Source organism: Chitinophaga sp. G7 BAM 1005 (assembly GCF_057126945.1).
Map to the genome: position 1 here is coordinate 513,288 of NZ_CP181478.1, position 12,710 is coordinate 525,997.

Annotated in this window: 10 protein-coding genes; 9 read left to right on the top strand and 1 reads right to left on the bottom strand. The window is 45.7% G+C overall.

The window, feature by feature from the left end; all coding sequences use genetic code 11:
• Window positions 1-47: 47 nt before the first annotated feature.
• Genes ACMXI2_RS02110 through ACMXI2_RS02150 form a run of 9 tightly spaced genes read left to right on the top strand, consistent with a single transcriptional unit; the run spans window position 48 to window position 11,112 of the window.
• Complete coding sequence (locus tag ACMXI2_RS02110; RefSeq protein ID WP_483780074.1) at window positions 48-1,583, top strand: RagB/SusD family nutrient uptake outer membrane protein; 1,536 nt, start codon at window positions 48-50, stop codon at window positions 1,581-1,583.
• Between the two features lie 36 nt (window positions 1,584-1,619).
• Window positions 1,620-2,423, top strand: coding sequence for a glycoside hydrolase family 16 protein (locus ACMXI2_RS02115; protein WP_483780075.1), 804 nt, complete (start codon window positions 1,620-1,622; stop codon window positions 2,421-2,423).
• Between the two features lie 28 nt (window positions 2,424-2,451).
• Window positions 2,452-3,534: a Gfo/Idh/MocA family protein gene (locus tag ACMXI2_RS02120; protein ID WP_483780076.1), complete on the top strand. Its 1,083-nt coding sequence runs from the start codon at window positions 2,452-2,454 to the stop codon at window positions 3,532-3,534.
• Between the two features lie 20 nt (window positions 3,535-3,554).
• Window positions 3,555-4,289, top strand: a complete 735-nt coding sequence (locus tag ACMXI2_RS02125; protein WP_483780077.1) for a glucosamine-6-phosphate deaminase — start codon at window positions 3,555-3,557, stop codon at window positions 4,287-4,289.
• Window position 4,290: 1 nt separating this feature from the next.
• Complete coding sequence (locus ACMXI2_RS02130; protein ID WP_483780078.1) at window positions 4,291-5,127, top strand: ROK family protein; 837 nt, start codon at window positions 4,291-4,293, stop codon at window positions 5,125-5,127.
• A gap of 47 nt (window positions 5,128-5,174) precedes the next feature.
• Window positions 5,175-6,893: a GMC oxidoreductase gene (locus ACMXI2_RS02135; RefSeq protein WP_483780079.1), complete on the top strand. Its 1,719-nt coding sequence runs from the start codon at window positions 5,175-5,177 to the stop codon at window positions 6,891-6,893.
• 32 nt (window positions 6,894-6,925) lie between these two features.
• Complete coding sequence (locus ACMXI2_RS02140; protein ID WP_483780080.1) at window positions 6,926-7,438, top strand: gluconate 2-dehydrogenase subunit 3 family protein; 513 nt, start codon at window positions 6,926-6,928, stop codon at window positions 7,436-7,438.
• A gap of 34 nt (window positions 7,439-7,472) precedes the next feature.
• Window positions 7,473-9,284: a DUF4091 domain-containing protein gene (locus ACMXI2_RS02145; RefSeq protein ID WP_483780081.1), complete on the top strand. Its 1,812-nt coding sequence runs from the start codon at window positions 7,473-7,475 to the stop codon at window positions 9,282-9,284.
• A gap of 25 nt (window positions 9,285-9,309) precedes the next feature.
• The gene (locus ACMXI2_RS02150; protein WP_483780082.1) at window positions 9,310-11,112 is read left to right on the top strand and encodes a DUF5107 domain-containing protein; all 1,803 of its coding nucleotides are present in this window, start codon (window positions 9,310-9,312) and stop codon (window positions 11,110-11,112) included.
• Window positions 11,113-11,240: 128 nt separating this feature from the next.
• On the opposite strand, the gene ACMXI2_RS02155 is transcribed toward ACMXI2_RS02150, so the two are convergent.
• Window positions 11,241-12,572: a PQQ-dependent sugar dehydrogenase gene (locus ACMXI2_RS02155; protein ID WP_483780083.1), complete on the bottom strand. Its 1,332-nt coding sequence runs from the start codon at window positions 12,570-12,572 to the stop codon at window positions 11,241-11,243.
• Window positions 12,573-12,710 lie beyond the last annotated feature (138 nt).

Genomic DNA, 12,710 nt, shown 5'->3' on the forward strand with positions numbered 1-12,710 from the left:
ATTCTTCAGGTCATAATAACAGTTATAGGAAAACAAAAAAAAGAATCATGAAAAACTACATATCAATTCTGCTCGTAATGCTTTTTTTATCTTCTGGTTGCTCTAAGTTTTTAGACCGGCCATTAGAAAATCAGGCGCCGGCAACTACCATTAATTATACGGATTTGTCGTTAATGTATCAGCCGGTGTCGGGCGTTTACAGAACTGCTGCCAGCGGAACCTTTGCAAAATGGATAAGCGTGACGATCCGCTCTGAGCGCAGTGATGATATAGCGCCGGGAAATGATGATGCGGGGCAGGTAGCCATACATAATTTCCAGAGTGATGTAACGGTTAAAAGTTACTGGGGTATTAACGACATGTGGATCAGCATGTATGCAGTTGTACTTGGGGCGAACAGCGCACTGGCCGAATTGGAAAAGTTTGGAAAAAATATTCCTGCCAATGATGCGGCAAAAACAAAACAGTTGGCGCAATACCAGGCGGAAGTTCGCTTCTATAGGGCGCTTGCGCACTTTTGGATTTCCAGAACCTTTGGAGCCGTGCCCATTCTTGGCATAGAAAGTAATGATCCTACCAATCTTGGCGCCGCTTCAAAAAGTAGTATTGAAGATGTGAAAAAGCATGTTATTTCCGAAATGGATTTCTGCATTGCAAACCTGGAAGATGCCAGACCCAATGCAGCCACGCATACAGGAGCTGTTACCAAATATACGGCGTTGATGTTAAAAGCCAAAGCAGCAATGGACCTGGCTGGTAACAACAGTGGCAGTACTTATTGGGATGTTGTATTGGATTGTACCAACCAGATTATCAATAGCGGCCAGTTCTCTTTGTTCAGCGATTATTACCAGTTGTTTAAGAAGCCTGGTAAACTATGCGATGAATCTATCCTGGAATTGCAGTATTCCGATTTCGGCAAGTCGACCGGCGATATCGTAATATCCGGTGGACCTGGCGAAGAATGGGGCAATTTCTTTCTCTTCCAGGGCCCTGAAAATACGTTCAGCACGGTAATTACAGGTGCCGGTTGGATGGTGCCAACACAAAAGGCGGTCGATTTTTTGAAATCACGTAATGATAGTATCCGTTTAAAAACGGCCATTCAGTATTGCGGAATTGATGGCAACCCTGATACGTTTTCCTTTACACCGGATGGAGACAAGATCTCCGGTAACGCATCCAGGAAGAAATACTTCAATGGAAAGGCTTATTACCCCCGGTCACAAATGACCGATGGCAGGGTAGATTATTATGGGGCAAATAACAACGTCCGGATCATGCGTTATGCAGAAGTGCTGTTGATGAATGCGGAAGCGAAGATCCGTAAGGGACAAAGCGGCGATGCGCAGGTAAACCTGGTCAGGAACCGGGTAAAACTGGCTTCCATTTCCAATGTAACCTTACAGCAATTACTGGATGAGCGCCATGCAGAACTGATATGCGAATGGTGGGGAGAAAGATTCAATGATCTGTTAAGAACAGACCAGGCCGCAACAGTACTCCCCGGCTTTGTAAAGGGACAAAGCGACTACATTCCCATTCCGCAGGCGCAGGAAGATGTGAATCCAAGACTTAAATAATTTACTTTACAGAAGTATCCACTGAATTTGAATCTGATGAAATATATAATAGTATTGCTTATTACAATTGGTTGTTCGGGTATAGCTCAATCTCAATCTTTAAAGCGCCACAAAAAGTGGCAGCTTGCCTGGAGTGATGAATTTAACTACAAGGGCTTGCCTGATAGTACAAAATGGGGATATCAAACCGGACGGTCAGGTTGGGGGAATAATGAGTTGCAGCTATACACCGCTGCAGACACCAGCAATGCCAGAGTGGAAAACGGGTCTTTGTACATCACTGCAAGAAACACCGGTAGCGGAGATAATAAATATACTTCGGCAAGGATGATTACCAAAGAAAAAGGTGATTGGAAATATGGAAAGCTGGAAGTTAAAGCAAAGCTTCCCGGAGGCAGGGGACTCTGGCCTGCAATATGGATGCTGTCGACCGATGATGAATACGGAGGTTGGCCGGCAAGCGGGGAAATAGATGTGATGGAACATGTAGGCTACATGAAGGACAGCATCTTCGGAAGCCTGCATAGCAAATCCTATAACCATGTTATTGGAACACAAAAAACAAAAGGTATCTATATTAAACAGCCCTACGACAAGTTTCATGTGTATGCAGTAGAGTGGACTCCTGAAAATATCACTTTCCTGTTAGACGGGAAAGTATACTACCAGGTGGCTAATGAACATAAAACTGCCGCTGAATGGCCTTTTGATAAAAGATTCTATTTGTTGTTAAATGTTGCTGTTGGCGGTAACTGGGGAGGAAAGGAAGGTGTGGATGACACCGTTTTCCCTGCTGCCATGCAGCTGGACTATGTGCGGATGTATAAATGGGTAGAGTAACAGTTTGTAAACCTCTTGAACGTAAAATATGAAGCGGGTAAAAGTAGCCATATTGGGAGCCGGATTTATTGCCGATATCCACATGGAAAGTTATGAACGGTTTGTTCCGGAAGCAGAGGTGGTAGCTGTTTATACAAGAAGTGCAGAGAAGGCAAAAGCCTTTGCAGCTAAACATCATATCGCGCAGCACTTTTCTTCCATAGATGATTTGATCAGGAATGCTGACTTCGACGTAGTCGATATCTGTCTTCCTAATTTTCTGCACAAAGAAGCCACCTTAAAAGCCGCAGCTGCCGGGAAGCATATTATTATTGAGAAGCCGCTGGCTGTTACTTTGGAAGAAGCCGATGAAATGATTGCTGCCAGTGAAAAAGCAAAAGTAAAATTAATGTATGCGGAGGAACTTTGCTTTGCTCCTAAATATGAGCGTGCCCGGAAGTTGGTAGAAGAAGGAGCTGTTGGAGATGTGTATATGTTAAAGCAATCGGAAAAGCATTCTGGTCCGCATTCTGATTGGTTCTATAATATAGATCAATCCGGAGGTGGCGTTTTAATGGACATGGGGTGCCACGGCATTGCGTGGTTCAGGTGGATGCTGAAAAACAATAAAGCACTGAGTGTTACTGCATCTATGAAAACCGTTTTCCATAAGGAAAGAACTAAGGGAGAAGACAACTCCATCGTAATTATAGAATTTGAAAATGGCGTAACAGGCGTTGTGGAGAACTCCTGGGCAAAGCAGGGAGGCATGGATGACCGTAGCGAAATTCATGGTACGGATGGAGTTGCGTACGCCGATCTGTTTACGGGCAATTCTGTACTGGCCTATAGCAAAAATGGATATGGCTATGCAATGGAAAAAACTGATACTACTGTAGGCTGGAGTTTTTGCGTATTTGAAGAAGCATTTAACCAGGGATATCCCCGGGAGTTAAAACACTTTATAGATTGTGTACAGCATGACCGGGAGCCGTTGGTTACCGGAAAGGATGGAAGGGCTGTTCTGGAAATCATTTATGCAGCCTACGCATCTGCCGGGCGAGGCAGGAAAATCAGTCTTCCGTTTAATCAGAAAGTAGAAAAACCTATTGACCTTTGGCTGAAGCCATAGTTAACCATTAATGCAGAGTTGTGAAATTAACCATACTTAATACCTACCAGGAACTTTCAGTGGCAGTTGCAGAACTGGTAACCGAACTGATGTCCGGGCGCGAAAAGCCATTACTATGCCCTGCTTCCGGCGATACGCCGGCTGGTTTATATAAGGTGCTGGTTGAAAAATACCAGGATAGAAAAAGTAATGTATCCCAGTGGGGCTTTGTAGGGTTGGATGAGTGGGTTGGGCTAAATGGCAGCGATGAAGGAAGTTGCCGTTACTCCATCGACAAGGAGTTGTTGCTGCCGCTGAATATTTCCGGGGATAAAATTTGCTTCTTTGATGGCCGTGCAACAGCTCTTCAGAAAGAGTGTGAGGCTGCCGAACAGTTTATTAAGCGGTACAACGGGATTGATGTAGCCATACTTGGTTTGGGAATGAACGGGCATATTGCCATGAATGAGCCGGGTTGTGCTGTGGATAGCAGGGCACAAATTGTTACACTACACCCGGTAACCATGCAGGTAGGCCAAAAATATTTTAACCAGCCGCAGGTATTGAAAGAAGGGATTACGTTAGGTCTCGGTACGTTACTGGAAAGCAGGCATATTATTTTAATGGTAAGCGGAAAACACAAGGCAGGAATTGTAAAGAAAATGCTGGAAGAGCCGCCTGTGAATGAATTGCCGGGAAGTTTGTTGCTGAATCATCCTTCCGTTACCGTTTTTTTGGATGCAGATGCTGCTGCTCTCTTATCAAATATAAACTAACATGGAACGGAGTCAAATCATAGGTATTGATCTGGGAGGAACAAATCTGCGGGCAGGAATAGTTAGTGAAGGAGTTCTTTCATCTGTTATTTCCCGGCCCTTTTATGCACATGAAAATGTACAGGAACAGATTTTTGATGTAGTTGACAGCATCCTTAATGAGAATGTAGCAGCAATCGGGATAGGAGTTCCAGGTCTTGTGGATCCATTCACTAAAGTTTTATATGATGTTGTTAATATTCCTTCATTGAATGAAATGAACCTCCGGGCGGTTTTAGCACAGCGCTATAAATTACCGGTGAAAATGGAGAATGATGCGAACTGTTTTGCATTGGGAGAATTTTATTTTGGAAGCGGGCGTCAGCATGAATCCGTGGTAGGCTTGACAATAGGAACTGGCCTGGGAACGGGGATCATCCTGAACCGAAAATTAGTTACCGGGAAATATGGTGGCGCCGGGGAATTTGGAATGATAAGATACCTGGATAAAAACATCGAGTATTATGTAAGTGGCCGTTTTTTTGAACAGGTTCATCATGTAAAAGGAGATGTCCTTTATAATAACGCACTGGCGGACGATGCAGCGGCTATTGAAATATACGGCGACTTTGGCAGGCATTTAGGCGAGGCCATCAAATTGATCCTGTATGCATTCGATACGGAGTGTTTTATTATTGGTGGCGCAGTAAAAGCAGCATTCCCGTTTTATTCAAAAAGTATGTGGGAAACGGTTGGCACTTTTGCATATAAACGTGCAATTTCTACTTTGAAAATTGAGGCGTCTTCCCTGCTGAATGGCAATATTTGGGGTGCGGCAGCTTTGCATTTGCACCAATAGCATACAACATAGCGCAACTTAAATAGTAACAAGATAAATATTCATATATGAGTGGTAGTTCAGATACTTCTGTTAAGCAGGAGGAAATAACTTCTTTTGATGCAATTGTTGTAGGAAGTGGTATCAGCGGCGGTTGGGCGGCAAAGGAATTGTGTGAGAAAGGATTAACAACACTGGTATTGGAGCGCGGGAGAAATGTGGAGCATATAAAGGATTATCCAACTGCTAACACGCCTGTTTGGGATTTTAAGTACCGCGGAGCGCTTCCGGAAAAAGTTTTAGACGCCAATCCTTATATAAGCAAAGCCGCGGGATATGATGCCAGTACCGCGCATTTTTTTATAAAAGATGCAGACCATCCCTATATCCAGGAAAAACCTTTTGAATGGATACGGGGCTACCAGGTTGGCGGAAAATCCCTGACATGGGGGCGTGCCTGCGCACGTTGGAGTGAGATGGATTTTACGGCTCCACACCGGTACGGATATGGAATTGAATGGCCCATTGGTTATAACGATGTTGCTCCCTGGTACAGCCACGTGGAAAAATTTATTGGCGTTTGTGGCAATAAAGAAGGTATTGATACCATGCCGGATGGAGAGTTTTTACCTGCTTTTGAATTGAATTGTGTAGAAGAGCATTTAAAAGAAACATTGGCCGGTAAGTTCAACCGTCATTATGTATCTGGCAGATGGGCACAGGTAACACAGCCGCAGGATATTCATAAAGAGCAACACCGTCAGTGTTTAAGCAGGAATCTTTGCATGCGCGGTTGTCCGCTGGGGGGGTATTTCAGCTCAAATGCGGCTACTCTTCCGGCGGCGGAAAAAACGGGCAATTTAACGATACGGCCTTTTTCTGTTGTACATTCCATTATCTATGATGAACAATCCGGTAAAGCAACGGGGGTGAAAGTGATTGATGCCCGCACAAAGAAGGAGATCATCTTTCATGCAAAGATTATTTTCCTTAATGCCTCTGCTTTAAACACGAACCTGGTTTTATTAAATTCAACCTCCAGGCGGTTTCCGAACGGACTGGGGAACGATAACGGGTTGCTTGGAAAATACATTGGTTTTCACAATTACAGGGCAGGTATGAGCGGGGAGTTTGATGGTTTTGAAGATAAGTATTACAAAGTATCGAAGCCTGCGGAATGTATTATTCCCAACTTCAGGAATGTGTATCAGAAAGACACAGATTTTGTAGGCGGTTATGTCATCTTTAGCGCTGGTTACAGGGAAAAGTTAAATGATAAAAACATTCCACAGGCAGTAGGCGCTGCATTTAAAGACGCCATTAGTAAGCCGGGTAAATGGGGAGCATATATGTATATGCAGGGAGAAACAATTCCCAAAGAAAGCAATCATGTAAGATTAAGCAAAGATAAAAAGGATGAATGGGGAATTCCTTTATTAATAACATCTGTAGACTATGATGATAACGATGATAAAATGGTAAAGGATTTTATCGAACAGGGAAGAGCAATGCTGGAGGCAGCCGGCGCTAAGAATATTGTGGTGAATGAAAACCGCCAGCCGCCGGGATTGGATATACATGAAATGGGCGGCGTACGTATGGGAAAAGATCCTGCCAATTCATTGCTTAATGAATGGAATCAGCTGCATCATTGTAAAAATGTATTTGTTACGGACGGCGCCTGTATGACAAGTACGGGCAACCAAAGTCCTTCTATTCTTTATATGTCGTTAACTGCAAGAGCTGCTGACTATGCGGTGGAGCAACTAAAAAAAGGAGCGTTGTAATGAATCGCCGGGAATTAATAAAAACGATCTCTGTGCTTACAGGTGCAGCATTGGTAGGAGGAGAGCTGTTTCTTACGGGATGCAGGGAGCGTAATGAACCGATTTTTGGTAAGCAAGACATTGCATTCTTTGATGAAGTAGCGGAAACTATCCTCCCCCGCACAAATACGCCGGGTGCAAAGGATGCGGAAGTAGGGAAATTTATTGCATTGTATGCATCAGATTGTTACAATAAAATGCAACAACAAACATTGAAGCGGGGAATTGCTCAATTAAATGATGCTTCACTTAAAAAGTTCAAGGTAACTTTTGTAAAGCTTTCTGCTGAACAAAAAATTGTCCTGCTTACCAACGTGGACAAAGAGGCGAAAGATCACAGCAGGAACAACACTGCATCGCCACATTACTTTACATTGATAAAACAGTTGACTTTATTGGGATTCTTTACATCAAAACCCGGTGCTACAGAAGTATTGCGTTACCTGCCTTTACCCGGGGGCTATCAGGGATGTATAGATTATAATGGAGAAACAGCGTGGAGCTGATAGAACAAGCTTATTCAAATGAACAAATGAACACATGAAAAAAATTTCGTTAATCTTTGGCCTGGCCAGTTGTTTTTCATTTTCAGCTTTTTCGCAGTACAAGGGGGAAGTTGACCGCAACCGTTTACCGGCATTAAGTAGTCATTATCAACCGGAATACACCTTTGATAAAACAACCGATGAGCAGGCATGGGCTGCGCAGGGCCACGGCCTGCATGTATCTTTCAGTACTACCGATAAGCTGTATTTCAGAACAGAAGTGCCGGTGCAAAAGACAGCAACAAGCTGGGATGCCACCGGCTGGAAGGCAGAAAGACTGAATGCACAATTGCTGGTGTGGTCGCCGGACACGCTGAACCAGGTTCGCTTTACATTAAGCGATCTTACCGGCGCCGGCGGTAAGATGATCAGCCGGGAACATATCAGTTTGAACATGGAGCGCTACGTACTTTCTAACTATCCGTACGGCGCCAAAGATGCCGTGTGTGGTGAAACGCCGTATAAGAACGGCTACCTGATGCCAGACCGGTTTGAGCCATTTGAGCGTTTTGATGTTCCCGGCGGGACGGTAAGACCGGTTTGGCTGTCGCTCAATATTCCGGCCAATACCCCGCCGGGCACTTATTCGGGTACCATACAGGTAAACACGGATAAATACAGCACGGCATTGCAGATCAACATCCGGGTGCAGCCACAGTTATTACCGCCGCCGCGTGAATGGTCGTACCGGCTTGATTTGTGGCAGAATCCCTGGGCTGTTGCCTGGCATAACCAATTGCAGCCGTGGTCGGCAGAACATAAAGCACTGTTGAAAAAACATCTGCAATTATATGCAGATGCAGGCGGTAAGTACATTACTACTTATGCCGTGCATTCCCCGTGGTCCGATAATTCGTACATGATAGAAGGAGGAATGATCGAATGGATAAAGCAAAGGAATGGCAGCTGGAAATTTGACTATCATATTTTTGATGAATACGTAGAGATGTGCATGGCGTTGGGCATTGATCAGGCAATCACCCTGTATACCGCTATCCCGTGGGCCAACCGGTTCCGCTATATGGACGAGGCCACCGGTAATTACCAGTATGCTTACTGGGCGCCGGAATCGGCAGCATATAAAACACACTGGCATATTTTCCTCAACGATCTGCAAACGCATCTGCAACAAAAAGGGTGGTTTAATAAAACATACCTGGGTATCAACGAGAATGAAATGAAGCAGACACTGGCCGCGATTAAGGTGATTAAAGAACATCCCGCAAAATGGCGTATCACCTATGCGGGAAACTGGCATAAGGAGCTGGATACGCTGTTGGATGATTATTCTTTCCTGTATGGCAATGAGCCTGCCGTTGCTGAGTTAAAGCAACGAGCCGCAAGAGGCGCTTCCTCTACCTTTTATGTTTGTTGCAATCCTGCCAAACCAAATAATTTTGTTTTCTCGCCTCCTTCAGAAGGACGATGGATCAGCTGGTATTCCGCCGCTGTTGGATACGACGGTTTTTTGCGCTGGGCGTACGATGCATGGACGGAAGATCCGGTAAGGGATGCCCGTTTCGGTTCGTGGCCTGCGGGCGATTGTTTCCTCGTTTATCCGGGAGGCAACAGCTCTGTGCGTTTCGAGAAACTAAGGGAAGGCATTGTGGATTTTGAGAAGATCCGCATTTTAAAAACACAGGCACTGGCATCAAAAGATAAAGCTGTAAAAGCCTTGTGGCAAACATTTGAGCAACATCTGCAACGCTTTGCTGCGGAGAAGGATTTTGATGAAGATAAGATTATCGGAGATATTAATAAAGGAAGAAGCCTGGTAGAAGCACTAAGCGATAAGCTGGGCAGGTAAAATGTTATCTGAAAAAAACGGAATAATGAATATCAGGATATTGTTATTGCTGCTTACAGGTAGTATTGTTAGCAAATGTATTGGTCAGCATACCACTGGTAAAGTGGCATGTTCGGAACATAGCAACTACCTGCTCACGCATGTGCTTACGCCTGCCGGCCCGGTTCCTCCTGTGTTTGATCCAAACGGGGTATATCCGTACGTTAGTTATGCAGAAACATCCAACAGACCTGTGTTGAAAAAATATCGTTTTGTGGCGTTGGAAAATGACCTGCTGAAAGTAACGGTATGTCCGGATCTGGGAGGTAAAGTAGTTTCTATGATTCATAAGCAATCAGGAAAAGAAGTATTGTATGTGCCGGATGTAATCCGGCAGACAAGGATACTGCCCCGGTTTTATTTTGTAGCCGGTGGTATTGAAGTGAGTTTCCCGATTTCACATTCACCTTCTCAGAATGAATCCGTGCTTTACAGGATCGACAGTACACCGGGCAGGACCTATGTTACCTGTGGTGAAAGAGAGCTGCGTTTTGGCATGCAGTGGTCTGTTGAATATTCCCTTGGACCTGCGGATAATTTTTTAACCGAGCGGGTTAAATTCTATAACCCCGGCGCCAACGCCTATCCCTGGATGAGTTGGTCCAATGCAGCGCTGCCTTCCGCTGCCGATACCAGGTATAATTTTCCTGAAGGCAGGGTGCTGTCGCACGCTTCCCATATTGATACCATTGACTGGGCCAGCCAGGGACCGCGGGGGGAAGCTGATATCCGGGAAATGACCGGTTATTTCTGGAAAACAAAAAACGTGAATGCCTTTGGCGCCTATACCCCTTCACTTGGCACGGGGTTATATCATATTGCCGATAACCAGATCGCGCCGGGCATTAAGCTGTGGAGCTATGGCGGGGGGGCCGACAGCGCATGGGCAATGTTGAGCACCGCACGGAGCGCGCCATATATTGAGTTGCAGGGTGGCCCCATAGCAGATCAATCCATCAAGCTGGAACTGCAGCCGAAGGAAATACGCTGGCATGTGGAATACTGGATACCTGCCGACCGGGAACTGGATATCCATTCCCTGCCAACGCCCGCTATTAAACTAAGGCCGGTAAAGGACATCCCTTTATTTGACTGGGCCAGGAACAGGGACGTGCAGGTTTGGAATGAGCTGGCGAAAGCCTGTGCTGCTAAAACGGCACTGCCTTTGCCTCCGCCTGTTGACCAATATACATGGGCGCCTTCGGGTATGGAAAATATGGATGCTCCCTTTAAATACGCCATCAGTAAAGCAAGTGGAGAAAACAGGGAGATGTGGGGATTTTATTATGCCGCCTGGGAGGCAGGCAGGGGAAGAAGCAAAGAGGCAATACAAATGCTTTCTGTCAACAGCATGGGACTCGCAAAAGTGTTACTGGCGAGGCTATTGAAACTAGATGGTAATCTCACAGGCGCCTGGAAAGCAATGGAAGCAATCAGTGAAAAATGGGTACAGCTGCATCCGCAGGTGGTTGTGGAAAGAGATAAGCTGCTGCGCGCTATAGGACCACAAACGATAGCTGAGCGGGAACATTGGTTATCGGCAGTTGATGCATTGGCAGATGAGTGGGTTATTGAAAGAAGAGTGCAGTTGCTGATCGACAAAAAACAGGTGCAGCAAGCGAAAGACTTACTGCTTTCCACACATTTTCAGAAAGTACATCAAACCTATACCCGTACCGGTTTATGGATGCAGATATGTGAACAGCAGGGGATTCCCGCGTTTCCGATACCAGCGCAGCTGGGAGAGGACCAGCTGGCAAGATTTGGCGCCTACAGGGAATATGAGTAGTGCCAGTGATGACTTAGGGGCTGATTTTTTTGTCGGCCCCTAAGTCTCAAACCGAATTTTCACCGCCTATCTTACTGAATGTTTTACCAGTGTCTGAGGTATGGTAAAGTGCCGATACAGGAGGTGAATTATTTTTTTGCAGCTACGCGCCAGATGGTATTGGATGCATCATCCGATACCAGCAATGCGCCATCTTGGGCCATAGTAACACAAACAGGGCGGCCATGAACCTCACTTTTAACTTCATTTGCGATAAACCCTGTCAGGAAATCTTCCGCTTTACCGGCAGGTTTACCATCTTTGAACGGCACATAAATCACTTTGTAGCCAGAGAGGTAGTCGCGGTTCCATGAGCCATGTTGACCAATAAATGCGCCGTTGCGGTATTTTTCGGGAAATGCAGTGCCTTTATAAAAATGCAGTCCAAGAGACGCTGAATGCGCCATCAGGGCAAAGTCCGGTACCAGCGCACTTTTTACCAGTTCGGGCGCCTGGCCTTTAAGAGAGGGATCTTCGTGCTGACCAAAATAGGAATAGGGCCAGCCGTAGAATGCGCCATCTTTCACGCTGGTAAAGTAATCCGGTACCAGGTCGTTACCCAGCTGATCGCGTTCGTTTACTACCGTCCACAGGGTATGTGTGCCCGGCGCCCAGTCCATACCAACCGGGTTGCGTAACCCGCTGGCATATATTCTGACGCCGGTGCCGTCCGGATTTACTTCCAGTATGTTTGCCCTGTTTTTTTCATTTTCCATTCCGTGTTCGGCGGCATTGGTGCCGGAACCCACGGATATATACAGTTTGGCGCCGTCTTCACTTCTAATCACATTACGCGCCCAATGGTTATTATAACCACCTGCGGGGAGGTCTAAAATTTTCTTTCCTGCTGCTTTCATTTCCGTTATGCCGGCAGTGTATGGGTATTGTACCAGCGCATCGGTGTTGGCCACATAAAATTTGTCGTTCAGGATCAGCATTCCCATCGGCTGGTTGAGGTTTTCCAGGAAAACATGACGCTCATCAGGCACTCCATCCTGGTTGGTATCCCGGAACATTGTGATCCTGTTGGCAGTAATGTTGTTATTCTCTGATTTGGATTTGCCACTGACTGCATTGACCACTTCCTGGCTAAACCGTTTGATGGCATGTGCTTCGGAAACAAAGATGTCGCCGTTGGGCGCCACGTAGATCCATCTGGGATTTTTCAGGCCGTCAGCAAATTTGTTAACTACAAATCCTTCCGGGGCAATTGGTTTGCTGTTGTCTTTCCAGCCGATAACATGACTGAAATTGGTAACCGACGGAGTAGCACCAGGGGCAGGCAGTGAGTCGGGGGGCGTGTTGTTGATGATTTCCAGTGAATCCGCTGCCTTATGCAGCGTTTTTGGCTTGCCTCCATTGCATCCATTCAAAACAGCCATCAATGCCATAAAACCGGCAGACAGTAGTAGTCTTTCCATATTTAGTATCATTTATATTGTCATAGGGCGATTAACGCCGGGATGTACGCTTTGTTCGAACAGCGCGCATTTAATGTCCTTTTTTATTTTATTGATTACCCGGGGTTCAGGTTAAATGGGGCCGTATATAGAAGCTTA